Consider the following 17,721-nt stretch of genomic DNA (forward strand, 5'->3'; position numbering starts at 1 on the left):
CATCGCCGCAGGCATCTCGGGTGCGATCCAGCATCTGGCCGGCATGAAGGACTCGAAGGTCATCGTCGCGATCAACAAGGACGAAGAGGCGCCGATCTTCTCGGTGGCCGACTACGGCCTCGTGGCCGACCTGTTCACGGCTGTGCCGGAACTCNCGACGCTGTAAGCGACCGCGACGATGAAGACCCGCATCACCGAACTGCTCGGCATCCGCTACCCCATCATCCAGGGCGGCATGCAATGGGTGGGCCGCGCCGAGCTGGCCGCGGCCGTGTCAAACGCCGGCGGCCTCGGCATCCTCACAGCCCTCACGCAGCCCACGCCCGACGACCTGCGCCAAGAAATCGCGCGCATGCGCACGATGACCGACAAGCCCTTCGGCGTGAACCTCACGATCCTGCCGGCCGTGAAGCCGCCGCCGTACGCCGAGTACATCCAGGCCATCATCGACACCGGCGTGAAGATCGTGGAGACCGCGGGCAACAGCCCGAAGGACTTCATCGAAGCGCTGAAGCGCCACGACGTGAAGATCGTCCACAAGTGCACCTCGGTGCGCCATGCGCTCTCGGCCGAGCGCAACGGCGTCGATGCGGTGTCGGTGGACGGCTTCGAATGCGCGGGCCATCCGGGCGAAGACGACGTGCCCGGCCTCGTGCTGCTGCCGGTGGCGGCGCGCAAGCTGCGCATTCCGATCATCGCGTCGGGCGGCATCGCCGACGGGCGCGGCATGGCCGCCGCGCTGGCGCTGGGCGCCGAGGGCATCAACATGGGCACGCGCTTCTGCGTGACGCAGGAAGCGCCGATCCACGAGAACATCAAGCAGGCGCTGGTCGCCGCGACCGAGCGCGACACGAAGCTGATGTTCCGCACGCTGCACAACACGGCGCGCGTGTTCCGCAACGCGATCTCCGAAGAAGTGGTGGCCACCGAACGCCGCCCCGGCGGTTGCGAGTTCGAGGACATCCGCCCGCTGGTGGCCGGCGCGCGCGGCCGCGCGGCGCTGGAGTCGGGCGAGGTGCACAACGGCGTGGTCTCGGCCGGCCAGTGCATCGGGCTGATCGACGACATCCCGACGTGTGCCGAGCTGCTGGAGCGCATGGTGCGAGAGTGCCGGGAGCATCTGGACCGGGCGCGGTCCTGGATGGGTTAAGGCGCCGGATCGGCGAGCACCCACCGCGTATCCCGTGCACAGGGCACTGGGTGCTTCCCGCAGCGGAATCAAGGGGGAGGCCGCAGGCCGGAGGACGGTCGCGAAGGGAATCCCCGGCGCGGCCTGTGCGCGCAACCTGAAGGCCCCCAAGAGGCGTCAACCAGCCGCCACAGCTAAGGAAACCCCCGATATATGAATGGTCATTGACCCCCTAGGATCAGGCGCTGCTCGCCTGTCAAGGTGTACGGATCGCGTCCCGGCGTCCGCCCGGTGACATGGCGCCTGCCCCAGCTGCCCTTTCCTGCGATGACAACTCCTCCCGAGTCCGGCCCCACGCTGGACGCCGCCAGCCCCCTCCCCCCCGACATCGAAGCCGCCGACGAACCGACCAAGGTTCCCCTTGCCATCGAAGACTGGCTCACGGTCCTCATCATGGGTGCGCTGGCGCTCATCACCTTCGCCAACGTCATCGTGCGCTACTTCACCGACTCGTCCTTCGCCTGGACGGAAGAGTTCTCGGTGTTCCTCATGATCATGCTGGCGCTGGTGGCCGGCTCGGCCGCGGTGGCGCGCGACCGGCACATCCGCATCGAGTACTTCTCCGAAAGCGGCTCGATGGCGCGGCGCAAGCGGCTGGCCCAGTTCGGCGCGCTGATGATCGCCATTTTGTTCGCGCTGATCGGCGCGCTCAGCATCCGCATGGTGTGGGACGACTACCGTTTTGAAGAAACCACGCCGGGCATCGGGCTGCCGGCCTGGTGGTATTCGATCTGGCTGCCCATCGTGTCGTTCGCGATCGCGGGACGCGCCATCGGCCTCATGGTGCGGCGCGGGCGCAAGACGAACTACAAGTCCGACGACCACAGCACCAACGGCAAGGGCGGCGCCAAGTGATCGCCACCCTGCTCTTCGTCGCCTTCGTGCTCATGATGCTGGTGGGCGTGCCCATCGGCGCCGCGCTCGGCCTGGCCGGCGCGGCCTGTATCGCGCTGGCCAACGCCGATGCCCAGTGGTTCGGCCTGCTGGCCGTGCCGCAGAACTTCTACGCCGGGCTGGGCAAGTACCCGCTGCTGGCGATTCCGATGTTCGTGCTGGTCGGCTCGATCTTCGACCGCTCGGGCGTGGCGCTGCGCCTCGTCAACTTTGCCATCGCCATCGTGGGCCGCGGCCCCGGCATGCTGCCGCTGGTGGCGATTGCCGTGGCGATGTTCCTGGGCGGTATCTCGGGCTCGGGCCCGGCCAACGCCGCCGCCGTGGGCGCGGTGATGATCGCGGCCATGAGCCGCGCGGGCTACCCGCCGGCCTTCTCGGCCAGCGTGGTGGGCGCCGCAGCAGCCACCGACATCCTGATTCCACCCTCGGTCGCCTTCATCGTGTACTCGGTGCTGGTGCCCGGCGCCTCGGTGCCGGCGCTGTTCGCGGCCGGCATGATCCCCGGCGTGATGGCCGGCCTGGCGCTGATGATTCCGGCCGTGTGGCTGGCGCGCAAGCACAAGATGGGCGCGCTCGAATCGACGCTGCCGCGCCCGCCGTTCTGGAAGAGCTTGCGCGAAGCGATCTGGGGCCTGGCGGCGCCGGTGCTCATTCTGGGCGGCATGCGCGCGGGCTGGTTCACGCCCACCGAGGCGGCCGTGGTGGCGGTGTTCTACGGCCTGTTCGTGGGCATGTGCATCCACCGGACCATCAAGGTGCGCGACCTGTTCGTGATCCTGCGCGAATCGGGCGAGCTGTCGGCGGTGATCCTGCTGGTGGTGTCGCTGGCGGGCATCTTCGCGTACTCGCTCTCGACGCTGGGCATCATCGATCCGGTGACGCAGGCCATCGTGAATTCGGGCCTGGGCGAGTACGGCATCCTGGCGCTCTTGATCCTGCTGCTCATCACCGTGGGCATGTTCCTGGACGGCGTGTCGATCTTCCTGATCTTCGTGCCGCTGCTGCTGCCCATCGTGCAGCACTACAAATGGGACCCGGTGTGGTTCGGCGTGATCCTCACGCTGAAGGTGGCGCTGGGCCAGTTCACGCCGCCGCTGGCCGTCAACCTCATGGTCTCGTGCCGCATCGCCAAGGTGCGCATGGAAGAAACCGTGCAGTGGGTGGGCTGGATGCTGTTCTCGATGTTCGTGGTGATGGTGCTGGTGATCGCCTTCCCCGAACTCGCGCTCTGGCTGCCCCGCAAGCTGGGCTATTGATTTTTCGTCCCTCAGAACCATTAGGAGAATGCGCATGAAGTTCCGCCGTACCCTGCTCGGCCTCGCCGCTGTCGCCGCCACGCTCGGCCTGTTCTCGACCGGCGCAATGGCGCAGGCCGCCTACAAGCCCGAGTACAAGATGTCGCTGGTGCTGGGCCCGCCCACGCCGTGGGGCCAGGCCGGAAAGATCTGGGCCGACCTCGTGAAGGAGCGCACCCAGGGCCGCATCAACATCAAGCTGTACCCGGGCGTGTCGCTGATCCAGGGCGACCAGACGCGCGAGTTCAGCGCGCTGCGCCAGGGCGTGATCGACATGGCCGTGGGCTCGACCATCAACTGGTCGCCGCAGGTCAAGCAGCTCAACCTGTTCTCCATGCCCTTCCTGATGCCCGACTACGCGGCCATCGACGCGCTCACGCAGGGCGAGGTCGGCAAGGACATGTTCAAGACGCTCGACAAGGCCGGCGTGGTGCCGCTCGCCTGGGGCGAGAACGGCTTCCGCGAAATCACCAACTCGAAGCGGCCGATCAAGTCGCCGGCCGACATCAAGGGCATGAAGATCCGCGTGGTCGGCTCGCCCATCTACTCGGACATGCTCACCGCGCTGGGCGCCAACCCCACGCAGATGAGCTGGGCCGACGCGCAGCCCGCGCTCGCCAGCGGCGCGGTCGACGGCCAGGAGAACCCGCTGTTCCTGTTCACCGTGCTCAAGATGCACACGGTGGGCCAGAAGTTCGTCACCACCTGGGGCTACGTGGCCGACCCGCTGGTGTTCGTCGTGAACAAGGAAATCTGGGCCTCGTGGACGCCGGCCGACCAGGCCATCGTGCGCCAGGCCGCGCTGGACGCCGGCAAGCAGGAAATCGCCATCGCGCGCAAGGGCCTGGTCGAAGCCGACAAGCCCGTGCTGAAGGACATCGCGGCCATGGGCGTGACGGTGACCAACCTCACGCCGGCCGAGCGCGATGCCTTCGTGAAGGCCACGCGCCCGGTGTACGACAAGTGGAAGTCGACCGTCGGCGCCGACCTGGTGGCGAAGGCCGAGAAGGCCATCGCGGCCCGCGCGAAGTAAGCAAGCCTCGCGTTTCGTTCCCGTGCATCGGGTGACGGGTGGTGGTGACGATCGCGACAATGTCGCCATGCTTCATCCCACCCTGATCATCGACACGGACCCCGGCGCGGACGACATGATCGCGCTGCTGTTCGCCCTGGCGGCGCCCGAATCGCTGGCGATTCAGGCGCTGACCACGGTGGCAGGCAATGTTCCCCTGGCCAAGACCTCGCGCAACGCGCGCCTGGCCTGCGAATGGGCCGGACGGCCGGAGCTTCCGGTCTACGCGGGCGCCGAGCGGCCCCTGCAGCGCACACCGATCTACGCCGCCAACATCCACGGCCGCGAAGGCCTCACCGGCGTGGCCGTGCACGAGCCCGCCGTGCCGCTGGCCGAAGGCAGCGCCGTCGACTACCTCGTTCGCACGCTGCGCGCCGCGCCCGAGCACAGCGTGACGCTCGCCATGCTCGGCCCGCAGACCAACCTCGCCCTGGCGCTCGAACAGGCGCCCGACATCGTGCGCGGCATTCGCGAGGTGGTGCTCATGGCCGGCGCGCATTTCAACGGCGGCAATATCACGCCGGTGGCGGAATTCAACGTGTTCGCCGACCCGCACGCCGCCGAGGCGGTGCTGAGGAGCGGCGTGCCGATCACGATGCTGCCGCTGGACGTGACACACAAGATCCTCACGAGCGACGCGCGCATCGCGCGGCTGCGCCAGCTGGACAACCGCGCCGGCGCGATCGTCGCCGACATCCTCGACGCCTACGCGCCGCAGGAGATGGCGCACTACGGCATGCCCGGCGGCCCGGTGCACGACGCCACCGTGACGGCCTGGCTGCTGCGCCCCGACCTGTTCGAGGGCCGCCGCATCCACGTCGAGGTCGACAGCCGCGAAGGCATGGGCTTCGGCCAGACCGTGGCCGACTGGCACGGCAGCCTGAAGCGGCCCGCCAACGTGAACTGGATCGTCGACGGCGATGGGCAGGGGTTCTTCGATCTGCTGACCGAGCACATCGCGCGGCTGCCCTGAGCCTGCGGGCGAGCCCCATGAAAAAAGCCACGCTGCGGACAGCGTGGCTTTTTGCTTTGGGTGCCGCAGCGGATCAGTGCTGCAGGATCTTGTTCAGGAAGTCCTTGGTGCGCGGCTGACGGTTCTCGGGGTGATTGAAGAACTCGTCCTTCGGGCAGTCTTCCAGGATCTTGCCGCCCACGTCGATGAAGATCACGCGGCTCGCGACCTTGCGGGCGAAGGCCATTTCGTGCGTGACCACCATCATGGTCATGCCTTCCTTGGCCAGGCTCACCATCACGTCGAGCACTTCGCCGACCATTTCGGGGTCGAGCGCGGAGGTGGGTTCGTCGAACAGCATGACGATCGGGTCCATCGACAGCGCACGGGCGATGGCCACGCGCTGCTGCTGGCCGCCCGACAGCTGGCCCGGGAACTTGTCCTTGTGCGCCATCAGGCCCACGCGGTCGAGCATCTTGAGACCGCGGGTCTTGGCTTCGTCGGGCGTGCGGCCCAGCACCTTGATCTGCGCGATCGTGAGGTTCTCGGTCACCGACAGGTGAGGGAACAGCTCGAAGTGCTGGAACACCATGCCGACCTTGGAGCGCAGCTTGGGCAGGTTGGTCTTGGGGTCGTGCAGCGGGATGCCGTTGACGGTGATCTCGCCCTTCTGGAAGGGCTCGAGCGCGTTCACGGTCTTGATGAGCGTGGACTTGCCGGAACCCGACGGGCCGCACACCACCACCACGTCGCCCTTGGAAATGTTCACCGAGCAGTCGTTGAGCACCTGCACCGGGCCGTACCACTTGGAGACGTTCTTGATTTCAATCATTTTTTCGGACATTTGTTTCTCTCCGGTTCAGTTCAGCCACTCAAACAATCAGCGAATGATGGCGATTTTCTTGTGCAGACGCTTGACCACATAAGACAGCGAATAGCAGATGATGAAGTAGACGACCGCGGCCAGCAGGTACGACTCCACCGGCCGGCCGAAATTCTTGCCGGAGGTTTCAAAGCCCTTGAGCAGGTCGTAGGCGCCGATGGCATACACCAGCGAGGTGTCCTGGAACAGGATGATGGTCTGTGTCAGCAGCACCGGCAACATGTTGCGGAAGGCTTGCGGCAGGATCACGAGCCGCATGTTCTGTCCGTAGCTCATCCCCATGGCCTGGCCGGCATAGACCTGGCCGCGCGGGATCGACTGGATGCCCGCGCGCATGATCTCGCTGAAGTAGGCCGCCTCGAAGGCGATGAAGGTGATCACCGCGGAATATTCCGCGCCGATGGGCCGGCCGATGACGAAAGGCACCAGCAGGAAGAAGCCCAGGATCACCATCACCAGCGGGACGCTGCGCATGCCGTTGACGTAGATGGCCGCCGGCATGTCCAGCCACTTCTTGCCCGACAGGCGCATGAGTGCCAGCACGGTACCGAAGACGATGCCGCCCAAGGTGGCCACGACCGTGAGGAACACGCTGAAGTAGAAGCCCTTCAGCACATAGTTGCTGATGACGCCCCAGTCGTAGAAGGAAAAGTCGAGGTTCATCATGTCAGTGGCCTCCGCCGGTGCCCGCGGCAACGAAGCCCGGGACCCGCGCCTTCTTCTCGATGTGGGCCATGAGCCGGTTGATCACCAGCGCCGAGAAGATATAGAGCAGCACGACACCGATGTAGATTTCCATGTTGCGCCCGGTCTCCTCGCCAGCCTGAAGGTAGAACTGGGTGAGTTCCGCGATCGACACGGCGAAGGCCACGGACGAGTTCTTGAAGATGTTCATCGACTCGCTGGTCAGCGGCGGCAGGATGATGCGGTAGGCCATCGGCAGGATGACGTAGCGGTAGTACTGCAATGTCGTGAACCCCACCGCCATGCCTGCATAGCGCTGGCCCTTGGGCAGGGCCTGGATGCCCGAGCGCAACTGCTCGGCAATGCGCGCCGACGTGAACAGGCCCAGCGCGACCACCACCAGCACGAAGGGCGGGAAGTCACGCATGACCGGGAACAGCGAAGGCACCACGTGGTACCAGAGGAAGATCTGCACCAGCAAGGGAATGTTGCGGAACAGCTCGACCCAGGCGTTGCCGAATCGCACCAGCCACGGGTTGTCGGGCAGCGTGCGCAGGATGCCGATGGCCGATCCGACGACCAGGGCGATGATCAGTGCGCACAGCGACACCGACACCGTCCAGCCCCAGGCGGACATCATCCAGTTGAGATACGTAGATGCACCGCCCGTACCGAAGCAGCCTGGAACGATGTCACCATCGATCGTGTCTTTACAAAAGACCTGCCAGTCCCATGCCATGGGGAACTCCTCGTCTTGTCGTTTCTTCTATCTATGAAAAAAACAAACGCCCACCTTGAGGGCGGGCGCTTATTGACCGATTACGCCGGATGAATTACTTCTTGGCGTAGTCTTCCATCGGCTTGTTGTTCGGGTGGGCCCAGGCTGCCTTGGTGGCGTCCGACAGCGGCAGGTTCAGCGCCGTATTGGTCGGGGGGACCGGCTGCATGAACCACTTGTCGTACAGCTTGGCCAGCGAGCCATCCTTGATCTGGCGGGCAATGGACTCGTTGACCGCCTTCAGGAAGGCCTCGTCGCCCTTGCGCACCATGCAGGCGATCGGCTCGACCGACAGCTCGGGGCCGACGATGGCGTAGTCCTTCGGCGCCTTGGACTTGGAGATGTTGGCAGCCAGGATCGAGCCGTCCATCACGAAGGCATCGGCACGGCCGGTTTCCAGCAGCAGGAAGCTGTCGGCGTGGTCCTTGCCCATGACTTCCTTGAAGTCGATGCTCTGGGCACGTTCGTTCTTGCGCAGGGTCTGGACCGAGGTGGTGCCGGTGGTGGTGGCCACGGTCTTGCCATTCAGGTCCTTCAGGTCCTTGATGCCCGAGCTGGCCTTGACGGCGATGCGCACCACTTCCACGTAGGTGGTCGAGGCAAAGTCGACGTCCTTCTGGCGGGTGGCATTGTTGGTGGTGGAGCCGCACTCCAGGTCCACGGTACCGTTCTGCACCAGCGGGATGCGGTTCTGGGACGTGACGGGCACGTAGTTGACGGTGAGCTTCTTGCCCGCGGCCTTGCCCAGGTCTTCGATGATGCGTTCGCCCATCTCGGTGTGGAAGCCCACGTATTTGCCATTGCCCAGCGTAAAGGACAGCGCGGACGAATCGCGCACACCGAGGGCGACGGCACCGCTGCCCTTGATCTTGGCCAGCGTGTCATTGGCCTGTGCAAAGGCGCCGCTGGTGGCGAGCGCTGCGACGGCCAATGCCAATACTTGTTTTTTCATACGAAAAGCTCCTGAGGGTGACTGAAACAAATAGAACGAAATTCTAGACACTCGCATTTTGCGGGATACCCGGACCAACCCGGTGCATTCCACGGGCATCGCCGCCCGCGTCGCACCGGCCGCGCACATCGAAGCGCCAGCCTGGTGCAATCCAGACATTTCGCATTGTCCGACTTTCACTAAGCAGCCTTTGTGCCCGCATTCGGGCGGCTGTGTGTGACGAAAGCAGTACCGGCGATCCCCGGCGTGCTGTGGCCGAAAAAACTGCCGCGACTGTAGTGGCGCCGGGGCCGGCCCGCCAATGCTGATTGCCGGGGGCGGTATGCGCAGTGCTTATAGATTGTGCAGCGCACAAATTCAGTCGCCGTTCGTCGGCACGTCAATGCGGCGGCTGGGTTCCGACCAGGTACGACCACAGGGCGTCGGCCGTGCGCTTGGGCTGCATGCTCTCGACCAGCCCGGCCCGCGCGGCCGAGCGGCTGGCGCCGGCCTTCACCGGGACCGGCGCGCCGGGGCGCTCGCGATACGCGCGGATTTCCATCTTGGCCTCCAGACTGTCGATCTCGGGCGGCAGCGCGCTCACGAGCTTGCGTGCCTTGATCTCCTTGCGCACCGCGCTCTGCGGCAGGAATGCGATGCCGTGGCCTTCGAGCGCCATCACCTTCAGGCCTTCGGCCATGTCGGTCTCGTAGACGCGGTCGAGGTGGATGGCGGTGCCTGACTCTTTCAGCAGCTGGTCGACCACGCGCCCGAGGTACGCGCCCGGCGCGTAGCCCAGGTAAGGCAGCGGCTGGCCCGGACGGCCCGGCAGGCGGTAGCGCGGCGCGCCTTCGGCATCGGCCTTGACCCAGGGCGCGACGGTTTCTTCGCCGAGGCTGACCATCTCGTACTTGTTGGCGTCGAGCTGCAGCGGCTGCGAGGGGTGGTGGTAGGCGATCAGCAGGTCGCAGCTGCCCTCGACCAGCCGCAGCACCGCATCGTGCACGTTGAGCGCGATGAGGCGGCTCTTGATCGGCCCGAAGTGCTCGCGCAGGCTCGTGACCCACGACGGGAAGAAGGTGAAGGCCAGCGTGTGCGGCACGGCGATCTCGATCACGTCCTGCCCGGCGGCCGAGTGCCCGCGCAGCATGGCGCGCGTGCTCTGCAGCGACTGCAGCATCTCGATGGCCTGGCTGTACAGCGTCTGGCCCGCGGGCGTGAGGCGCGTGGGGTAGGAGCTGCGGTCGACCAGGTCGGTGCCGGCCCATCCCTCGAGCGCCTGGATGCGTCGCGAGAACGCCGGCTGCGTCACGTGCCTCAACTGGGCCGAGCGGCTGAAGCTGCGGGTTTCCGCCAGGCTAATGAAGTCTTCAAGCCACTTTGTTTCCATACGCGGCGATTATGCGAGCGCCGCGCCATACTGGGCGCCCCCTCCTTTTCCCGCATTCGCCATGCCTTTCGACGACCTGCCCGACCTCAGCGCCACCGAACTTTCGCGCAAGATCGCGGCCCGCGACGTGTCCTGCCGCGAGGTGATGCAGGCGTCGCTCGCCCGCATCGACGCGCTCAATCCGCAGTTCAACGCCATCGTCTCCCGGCGCGATCCGGTGCAGTTGCTGGCGGAGGCCGACGCGCGCGACGCCGAACTCGCACGCGGCGAACGGCGCGGCTGGATGCACGGCTTTCCGCTCGCCGTGAAAGACCTGAGCCACGCCGCGGGCCTGCCGACCTCGATGGGTTCGCCGCTGTCGCCACGCTCGCCCGCGCGCACCGACAGCCTGCACGTCGCGCGCATGCGCGCGGCCGGCGCCGTCGTCATCGGCAAGACCAACACGCCCGAGTTCGGGCTCGGCTCCCACACCTACAACACGGTGTTCGGCATCACGCGCAACGCCTACGCGCCCGACCGCAGCGCGGGCGGCAGCAGCGGCGGCGCTGCGGTCGCGCTGGCCCTGGGCATGCTGCCCGTGGCCGATGGCAGCGACATGATGGGATCGCTGCGCAACCCCGCCGCCTTCAACAACGTGATCGGCATGCGGCCCTCGCGCGGGCGTGTACCGGGCGACCCGGAGCAGGAGCTCTTCTTCCAGCAGCTGGGCTGCGAAGGCCCGATGGGCCGCACCGTGCAAGACACCGCACGGCTGCTGGTCGTGCAGGCGGGCTTCGACCCACGCGTGCCGCTGTCATCGCCGCACGCGCTGCCATCGCCCGATGCCATTCAGTTGGACGGCGACGGCAAGGGCCTGCGCATCGGCTGGCTCGGCAGCGTCTGGCCCGATCTGCCGCTGGCACCGGGCGTGCGCGAACTCGGCGAGCAGGCGCTCGGCACCTTCCGCACCATCGGCTGCGAAGTCGAGCCCTGCACGCTCGACGTGCCGCGCGAGCACAACTGGAGCGCCTGGCTGCGATTGAGGCAACTGCTGGTGGGCGGCAAGCTCGGCGCCTACCTGAGCGACCCGAAGCTGTTCGCCCAACTCAAGCCCGAGGCGCAATGGGAGATCGAGCAAAGCCGGCACCTGGACACCGCCTCGCTGTACCAGGCCTCGCTCTATCGCTCGAACGTGTACCGCGCGTTCCTGAAGCTCTTCGAGCGCTTCGACTTCGTGGTGGCGCCCACCGCGCAGGTGTTCCCCTTCGACGCCGAACTGCACTGGCCGGCCGAGGTGAACGGCGTGAAGAGCGACACGTACCACCGCTGGATGGAGATCGTCACGCCCTTCACGCTGGCGGGGCTGCCCACGCTCAATGTGCGCGCAGGCTTCGGCGACGGCGGGCTGCCGATGGGGCTGCAGCTGGCGGGGCCGATCCATGCCGACCTCGACGTGCTGCGGCTGGGCCATGCCTACGACCAGGCCTGCGGCTGGGCGGCGCGGCGCCCGCCGGCCCTGTCCTGATCAGAACTGGTCTGATCAGATCGGCGTACGCACACCCCGCCCCGCGAAATGCCCTTCGGCGTTCGCGAGGAAGTGGTCCACCGACTTCTGCGTGGCCTCGGGCGACCAGCCCGCCATGTGCGGCGTGAGCAGGACGTTGTCCAGGCCGACGAGCGGCTCGGGGCGCTGGGGCTCGCTCTCGTACACGTCCAGGCCCGCGCCCGCGATGCGGCGCTCGCGCAGCGCCTTCGCCAGCGCCTCGGTATCGACCACGCTGCCGCGGCCGATGCTCACGAGGTAGCCCTGCGGCCCCAGCGCGTCGAGCACCTCGGCATTGACCAGGTGCTTCGTCGCCGGCCCACCCGGTGCGGCCAGCACCAGGAAGTCGGCCCAGGCGGCAAGCGACTTCAGGTCGTCGAAGTAGCGGTGCGTGGCGCCTTCGCGCGGCTTGCGGTTGTGATAGCCGATGTCCATGTCGAAGGCAGCGGCGCGCTTGGCGATCTTCTGGCCAATGGTGCCCAGCCCCAGGATGCCGAGCTTCTTGCCCGACACGTTCGGCGGCTGCGGAATGGCTTCGCGCCACACGCCTTCGCGGCACAGGCGGTCGAGCTTGCGGAACTCGCGCACGATGCTGATCAGCAGGCCGAAGGCATGGTCGGCCACGCAGTCGTCGTTGGTGCCGGCGCCGTTGGCGGTGACGATGCCTCGCGCGCGCGTCACGTCGAGCGGCACGCCTTCGTAGCCCGCACCGAGACAGCAGATGAGTTCCACTGCCGGCATGGCCGCGATTTCTTCGGGCGTGAGGCCGATGACGCCGATGGTCAGCACCGCGCGAAATTTGGCGCCGTGCTCGGCGATGGCAGCGGCGCGCTCGGCGTCGCCGAAGGCGTAGGTCATGTCGTAGACCTCGGCAATCTGGGCCTGGTGGGCGCTCGAGAGGCTGTTGAGCACCAGCAGGGGAATCTTGGGCGACACGTCTGAACTCCTGAATCGATAGGAAAGGGAATGAATGATCGGGCTAGAGCAGCGGCACCGCTTCGCTCTTCTGCAAAGCCCACATCTGCGCATAGCGGCCCTGCCGGGCGAGCAGTTCGGCGTGCGTGCCGCGCTCGACGATCACGCCCGATTCGAGCACCAGGATCTCGTGCGCCTCGACCACGGTCGAGAGGCGGTGCGCAATGACCAGCGTGGTCTTGCCTTGCGCGGCGCTGCGCAGCTCCGACTGGATGGCGCGTTCGTTGGCCGAATCGAGCGCCGAGGTGGCCTCGTCGAAGATCACGATCGGCGGGTTCTTCAAGAGCGTGCGCGCGATGGCCACGCGCTGCTTCTCCCCGCCCGAGAGCTTCAGGCCGCGCTCGCCCACCGTGGTCTCATAGCCCTTGGGCGTGGCCGAGATGAAGTCGTGGATGCGCGCGGCGCGCGCCGCCCCTTCGACCTCCTCGCGCGTGGCGCCGGGGCGGCCGTAGGCGATGTTGTATTCGACCGTGTCGTTGAACAGCACCGTGTCCTGCGGCACGATGCCGATGGCGCGGCGCACGCTGGACTGCTGCACGGCGCGGATGTCTTCGCCGCCGATGGTGATGCGGCCCTGCTGCACGTCGTAGAAGCGGTACAAGAGGCGCGCCAGCGTCGACTTGCCAGAGCCCGACGGGCCGACCACGGCCACCGTCTTGCCGGCCGGAATCTCGAAGCTCACGTGCTTGAGGATCGGGCGATCGGGTTCGTAGGCAAAGCTCACGTCCTCGAAGCGGATGCTGGAGTCCACACCCGCCAGCGGCTGCGCACCGGGCGCATCGCGCACCTCGCGCTCTTTCTCCATGAGCACGAACATCTTGTCCAGGTCGGTCAGGCTCTGCTTGATCTCGCGGTAGATCACGCCCAGGAAGTTGAGCGGAATGTAGAGCTGGATCATGAAGGCGTTGACCATCACGAGGTCGCCCAGCGTCATGCGTCCATCGACCACGCCCGAGGTGGCGCGCCACAGCATCAGCACGAGGCTGATCGCGATCAGCAGCTGCTGGCCGGTGTTGAGCATGCTCAGCGTGCGCTGGCTCTTGATGGCGGCCTTGCGGTAGCGGTCGAGGCTGGCGTCGTAGCGCTTGGCCTCGAACTCCTCGTTGTTGAAGTACTTGACGGTTTCGTAGTTCAGCAGCGAATCGACCGCGCGGCTTTGCGCCATGGAATCGAGCTCGTTCATGGTCTTGCGGAACTGCGTGCGCCACTCGGTCACCGTGACGGTGAAGGTGATGTACAGCACCAGCGCCGCGCCCGTGATCCACACGAACAGCGCATCGAATTTCACGCCCAATATGGTGAGCACCAGCGCCAGCTCGATGATGGTCGGCACGATGCTGTACAGCGACATCGAAATGAGGGAGTGCACCCCGCGCGTGCCGCGCTCGATGTCGCGCGTCATGCCACCTGTCTGGCGCTCCAGGTGGAAACGCAAGCTCAGCGAATGCAGGTGGCCGAACACCTCCAGCGCAATCTGCCGCGCCGTGCCCTCGGTGGCCTTGGCGAAGATCAGCTCGCGCAGCTCGCCGAAGAGCGCCGTCGAAAAGCGCAGCAGCCCGTAGGCCAGCAGCAGCCCGATCGGCACGATGAGCAGCGCCTGCGCCATGTCGGGCTTGGGCGTCATGGTGTCGATGAGGTTCTTCAGCAGCACCGGCACGCCCACGTTGGCCACCTTGGCGCCCACCATGAAGGCAAGCGCTGCCATCACGCGCCATTTGTACTGCCAGAGATAGGGAAAGAGGCGGCGCAGGGTCGCCCAGTCGGAACGGTCGGCGCGGTCTGGCGCAGGGCCGCCAGGCGCATGGGGAGAGGAGGAAAGGGCTTCGCCGCTTCGGCGCATGGGAGACAATCGTGGTTGTTTGTTTGCTTCAGATTGTGCCCATGTCCTCCCCTTCCAGTGCTTCTTCCGCCGCGGCGGCGGCCGCCGCCACCCTCAAGAGCCTGCCCACCGACATGGAGCTGGTGCTCAAGGTCATTCCGATGCCGGCCGACTGCAATGCCAACGGCGACATCTTCGGCGGCTGGGTCATGGCGCAGTGCGACCTGGCCGGCTCGGTGATTCCGGCGCGCTACGCCAAGGGCCGCCAGGCCACGGTGGCGGTCAACGAGTTCATCTTCAAGCAGCCGGTGCGGCTGGGCGACATCCTCTCGTTCTATTCGAAGCTGGTGCGCGTGGGTCGCACCTCGGTCACGGTCACGGTCGAGGTGTTCGCCGAGCGCTTCCGGGCGCAGGGCGAGTACATCAAGGTGACGCAGGCCACCTTCACCTACGTGGCGATCGACGACAACGGCCGCCCGCGTCCGATTGAAACGTAATCCCCCAGGCTTCGCGCACTTCGTGTCGCTTCTCCACCCCCCTTGCCGGGGGCAACACCAGCGGCCCGGCAAAGCCGGTTCCGCGGTGTTTCTGGCGAAGACAGTCCCCTTCCCCTGTCAGGCACCCGCGTCGCGCACGCGCTCGATGCACTCGAACTCGCGGTTGATCCAGCGCGCGTCGCGCCGCTCCACGCGGCGGATGTAGACCGACTGCACCACGTCGCGTGTGTGGGCATCGATCTCGACCGGCCCGCGCGGGCTGTCCAGCCGCAGGCCGCGGAACGCATCCACCAGCCGCTCGGCGCCCGCCTTGCCGCCGCGCGCGCCTGGCGCGCTCAGGGCCGCGTCGATGGCCGCGAGCCCGTCGTGCGCCGCCACCGCGAAGTAGCCCGGGCGCAGGTGGCTGCCGTACTCGGCCTCGAAGGCGCCCGCGAAGCGCCGGTTGGCCGGCGACTCGTGGGCGAAGGAATAGTGGTGGCTGGTGACCAGCCCCTCGGCCAGTTCACCGATGCCGTCCAGGTAGTGGTCGTCGGTGGCGTCGCCCGTGGCGAGCAGGCGGATGCCGGTGTCGGCCATGCCGCGATCGCGCCAGAATTTCAGGAAGATGGCCGGCATCTGGCCCGACGGCAAGAAGAAGAACACGGCCTGCGGCTTCAGCTCGCGCAGGCGCAGCATGTAGGCCGAATAGTCGAGCGTCTTCAGCGGCACGCGCAGCATCGCGCCCACGCGCCCGCCACCTGCGGTGATGCCGGAGACGAAGGCGCTCTCGGCGTCCACGCCCGAGGCGTAGTCGGCCACCACGGTGCACACGTCGCGCAGCCCCTGCTGCAGCGCCCAGCGCGCCAGCGGCGCCGTGACCTGCGCGATGGTGAACGACACCCGCACCATGAACGGCGAGCGCCCGGTGATGCCCGAGGAGGCGGCGTTCATGATCACGGTCGGCACGCGGGCCTGCGTGGCGACGGTGCCGACGGCGTAGGCGTTGGAGCTGAAGTCCAGCCCCGTGAGCAGGTCGACGCGCTCGCTCTCGATGAGGTCTTGCGCCTGGCGCCGCGCCTGCTCGGGCGCGCTGCCGGGCACGTCGCGGCGCAGAAGTTCGACCGGCCGGCCCGCGATCTGCTGCTTGTGGTCGGCCAGCCAGACCGCCATGCCGGCGTCGAACTGGCGCCCACCGCCCGCATAGGGCCCCGACCACGAGCCGATGACCCCGATGCGCAACGGCCGCACGCGCGCCATCACCAGCGAGGGCGCCGCGAGCGAGCCCGCGAGTAGGCCCAAAGCATGCCGGCGCGTCGACCTGAATGCTACTTTTTCAGTAGCACGCATCGCCCGTGTGGCGGGCGCTGTGGGCGGGTCGACGTCTGGAGCAGGCACGAGGACCAGTGTACGCAGGCACTGTCCGCAGGCAAGTCCACGGAAGGATTAGACCTTCGAAAAATCGGGCTTGCGCTTCTCCATGAAAGCACCAAAAGCTTCCTTGGCCGCCGGTTCGCGCAGCATGCGGCCGAAGCTCGCACCCTCTTCGCCCATGCGCTCGAGCACGGCGGGCATCTGTGTCTTCTTCAGCAGGCGCTTGGTTTCGATCAGCGCACTCAGCGGCTTGGCCGCGAGCTTGCGGGCCTGCGTCTGCGCGATGCCGTTGGCTTCGGTCGGCGGCACCACGCGGTTGACCAGGCCCACTTCGAGCGCGGCCTCGGCCATGAAGGGCTCGCCCAGCAGCAGAGCTTCGGCGGCGCGGTGGTAGCCCAGCATCTGCGGCACCAGCAGGCTCGACGCCGCCTCGGGGCACAGGCCCAGGTTGACGAAGGGCATCGAGAACGCCGCGTTGTCGCCCGCGTAGACGAGGTCGCAGTGGAACAGCATCGTGGTGCCGATGCCCACGGCCGGGCCGCAGACCGACGCGACGATGGGCTTCGGGAAGGTGGCGATGCCGCGCAGGAAGCGGAACACCGGCGACTCCGTGTTGGCGGGCGGCGCATTGAGGAAGTCGCCGATGTCGTTGCCGGCACTGAAGATCGTCGGGTCGCCCTGGATCAGCACGCAGCGCACGGCGGCTTCGCTCTCCGCCGTGGCGAGCGCGTCGGCCAGCGCGGCATACATGCTGCTGGTGATCGAGTTCTTCTTGTCGACGCGGTTGAAGGTGATGGTCATCACGCCGGCTTCGGTGTGGACGAGGATGTCGCTCATGGAAAGATCCTTGGGTAGGTAAAACGGGGGGCGACGCGCTCAGGCTCGGAGCGATTCGCGGACGAAATCGAGGCGGTCCTGGCCCCAGAACATCTGGTCGCCGACGAACATGGTGGGGGCGCCGAACACGCCGCGCTCCACCGCCTCCTGCGTGACCGCCTTGAGGCGGTCTTTGACTTCCTGCGCGCTGGCCAGCGCGAGCAGGCCCGCGGCGTCGAAGCCTGCATTCTGCAAGACGGCGCCGACGGTCGCGGGGTCGTTGAGGTTCTTCGGCTCGACCCACATCGCATGGAACACGGCGTCGACATACGCCCCGAAACGTTCGGGCATCGTCATCTGCACGCCGGTCGCGCCGCGCATCAGCAGCAGCGTGTTGATCGGGAAGTGCGGGTTGTGCACGAAGGGCACGCCGTAGCGCTTCGCGAAGCGCTGCAGGTCGGTCGTGAGGTACGGGCCCTTGGCCTTGATCTCGGCCGGCGAATGGTTGCCCGTGGCCTGGAACACGCCGCCCAGCAGCATGGGCTTCCAGACCAGCTCGGCGCCGGTGTCGGCGCACACGTGCGGCAATTGCGTGGCGGCCAGGTAGGCGGCGGGGCTGCCGACGTCGAAATAGAACGCGACGGATTTCGTCATGGGTGTCGTCTCCTTGGGGC

The 17,721-nt window shown here is 66.9% G+C and carries 17 protein-coding genes and 1 pseudogene; 8 read left to right on the forward strand and 10 right to left on the reverse strand.

Annotation, left to right across the window (positions count from 1 at the left end; all coding sequences use genetic code 11):
- From ASD34_RS28140 to ASD34_RS08960, 6 genes and pseudogenes are all read left to right on the forward strand, one after another.
- A pseudogene (locus ASD34_RS28140) lies at nucleotides 1-154 on the forward strand (electron transfer flavoprotein subunit alpha/FixB family protein); the annotation flags it as partial.
- Between the two features lie 24 nt (nucleotides 155-178).
- On the forward strand, nucleotides 179-1,150 hold the full coding sequence (locus tag ASD34_RS08940) for an NAD(P)H-dependent flavin oxidoreductase (protein ID WP_056575877.1): 972 nt from the start codon (nucleotides 179-181) through the stop codon (nucleotides 1,148-1,150).
- A gap of 306 nt (nucleotides 1,151-1,456) precedes the next feature.
- Nucleotides 1,457-2,044, forward strand: coding sequence for a TRAP transporter small permease (locus ASD34_RS08945; protein WP_056575879.1), 588 nt, complete (start codon nucleotides 1,457-1,459; stop codon nucleotides 2,042-2,044).
- On the forward strand, nucleotides 2,041-3,339 hold the full coding sequence (locus tag ASD34_RS08950) for a TRAP transporter large permease (RefSeq protein WP_056575881.1): 1,299 nt from the start codon (nucleotides 2,041-2,043) through the stop codon (nucleotides 3,337-3,339). Before ASD34_RS08945 ends, ASD34_RS08950 begins: the two co-directional genes overlap by 4 nt.
- Before the next feature lie 34 nt (nucleotides 3,340-3,373).
- Nucleotides 3,374-4,411 (forward strand): DctP family TRAP transporter solute-binding subunit, encoded by a 1,038-nt coding sequence (locus tag ASD34_RS08955; protein ID WP_056575883.1) that lies wholly within the window; start codon nucleotides 3,374-3,376, stop codon nucleotides 4,409-4,411.
- A 67-nt stretch (nucleotides 4,412-4,478) separates the two neighbouring features.
- Complete coding sequence (locus ASD34_RS08960) at nucleotides 4,479-5,423, forward strand: nucleoside hydrolase (protein WP_056575885.1); 945 nt, start codon at nucleotides 4,479-4,481, stop codon at nucleotides 5,421-5,423.
- Between the two features lie 73 nt (nucleotides 5,424-5,496).
- Here ASD34_RS08960 and ASD34_RS08965 read toward each other — a convergent pair whose 3' ends face one another.
- The 5 genes from ASD34_RS08965 to ASD34_RS08985 all read right to left on the reverse strand — a co-directional run bounded on the left by ASD34_RS08965 (nucleotide 5,497) and on the right by ASD34_RS08985 (nucleotide 10,068).
- Complete coding sequence (locus tag ASD34_RS08965; RefSeq protein ID WP_056576214.1) at nucleotides 5,497-6,234, reverse strand: amino acid ABC transporter ATP-binding protein; 738 nt, start codon at nucleotides 6,232-6,234, stop codon at nucleotides 5,497-5,499.
- Between the two features lie 48 nt (nucleotides 6,235-6,282).
- Nucleotides 6,283-6,951 (reverse strand): amino acid ABC transporter permease, encoded by a 669-nt coding sequence (locus ASD34_RS08970; RefSeq protein ID WP_200937551.1) that lies wholly within the window; start codon nucleotides 6,949-6,951, stop codon nucleotides 6,283-6,285.
- Between the two features lies 1 nt (nucleotide 6,952).
- Nucleotides 6,953-7,708, reverse strand: a complete 756-nt coding sequence (locus ASD34_RS08975) for an amino acid ABC transporter permease (protein WP_056575887.1) — start codon at nucleotides 7,706-7,708, stop codon at nucleotides 6,953-6,955.
- A 94-nt stretch (nucleotides 7,709-7,802) separates the two neighbouring features.
- Nucleotides 7,803-8,699 (reverse strand): transporter substrate-binding domain-containing protein, encoded by an 897-nt coding sequence (locus ASD34_RS08980; protein WP_056575888.1) that lies wholly within the window; start codon nucleotides 8,697-8,699, stop codon nucleotides 7,803-7,805.
- A gap of 379 nt (nucleotides 8,700-9,078) precedes the next feature.
- Nucleotides 9,079-10,068 (reverse strand): LysR substrate-binding domain-containing protein, encoded by a 990-nt coding sequence (locus ASD34_RS08985; protein ID WP_056575890.1) that lies wholly within the window; start codon nucleotides 10,066-10,068, stop codon nucleotides 9,079-9,081.
- Nucleotides 10,069-10,129: 61 nt separating this feature from the next.
- Between ASD34_RS08985 and ASD34_RS08990 the strand changes: the two genes are divergently transcribed.
- The gene (locus ASD34_RS08990; RefSeq protein WP_056575893.1) at nucleotides 10,130-11,572 is read left to right on the forward strand and encodes an amidase; all 1,443 of its coding nucleotides are present in this window, start codon (nucleotides 10,130-10,132) and stop codon (nucleotides 11,570-11,572) included.
- 15 nt (nucleotides 11,573-11,587) lie between these two features.
- On the opposite strand, the gene ASD34_RS08995 is transcribed toward ASD34_RS08990, so the two are convergent.
- Both ASD34_RS08995 and ASD34_RS09000 read right to left on the reverse strand, forming a co-directional pair.
- Nucleotides 11,588-12,526: a 2-hydroxyacid dehydrogenase gene (locus tag ASD34_RS08995; RefSeq protein ID WP_056575895.1), complete on the reverse strand. Its 939-nt coding sequence runs from the start codon at nucleotides 12,524-12,526 to the stop codon at nucleotides 11,588-11,590.
- Between the two features lie 43 nt (nucleotides 12,527-12,569).
- Entirely contained in the window at nucleotides 12,570-14,405 is a 1,836-nt protein-coding gene (locus tag ASD34_RS09000; RefSeq protein WP_056575897.1) for an ABCB family ABC transporter ATP-binding protein/permease, read from the reverse strand.
- A gap of 41 nt (nucleotides 14,406-14,446) precedes the next feature.
- Between ASD34_RS09000 and ASD34_RS09005 the strand changes: the two genes are divergently transcribed.
- Nucleotides 14,447-14,881: an acyl-CoA thioesterase gene (locus ASD34_RS09005; RefSeq protein ID WP_056575898.1), complete on the forward strand. Its 435-nt coding sequence runs from the start codon at nucleotides 14,447-14,449 to the stop codon at nucleotides 14,879-14,881.
- Between the two features lie 117 nt (nucleotides 14,882-14,998).
- On the opposite strand, the gene ASD34_RS09010 is transcribed toward ASD34_RS09005, so the two are convergent.
- From ASD34_RS09010 to ASD34_RS09020, 3 genes are all read right to left on the reverse strand, one after another.
- Nucleotides 14,999-16,117 (reverse strand): ABC transporter substrate-binding protein, encoded by a 1,119-nt coding sequence (locus ASD34_RS09010; RefSeq protein WP_200937561.1) that lies wholly within the window; start codon nucleotides 16,115-16,117, stop codon nucleotides 14,999-15,001.
- 186 nt (nucleotides 16,118-16,303) lie between these two features.
- A complete protein-coding gene (locus ASD34_RS09015) occupies nucleotides 16,304-17,068 on the reverse strand; it encodes an enoyl-CoA hydratase (protein ID WP_056575900.1) in 765 nt (254 codons plus the stop codon).
- Between the two features lie 39 nt (nucleotides 17,069-17,107).
- On the reverse strand, nucleotides 17,108-17,701 hold the full coding sequence (locus ASD34_RS09020; RefSeq protein ID WP_056575902.1) for a 2-hydroxychromene-2-carboxylate isomerase: 594 nt from the start codon (nucleotides 17,699-17,701) through the stop codon (nucleotides 17,108-17,110).
- Nucleotides 17,702-17,721: the final 20 nt, after the last annotated feature.

This window comes from Variovorax sp. Root473, from assembly GCF_001426505.1.
Lineage (GTDB): Bacteria > Pseudomonadota > Gammaproteobacteria > Burkholderiales > Burkholderiaceae_C > Variovorax.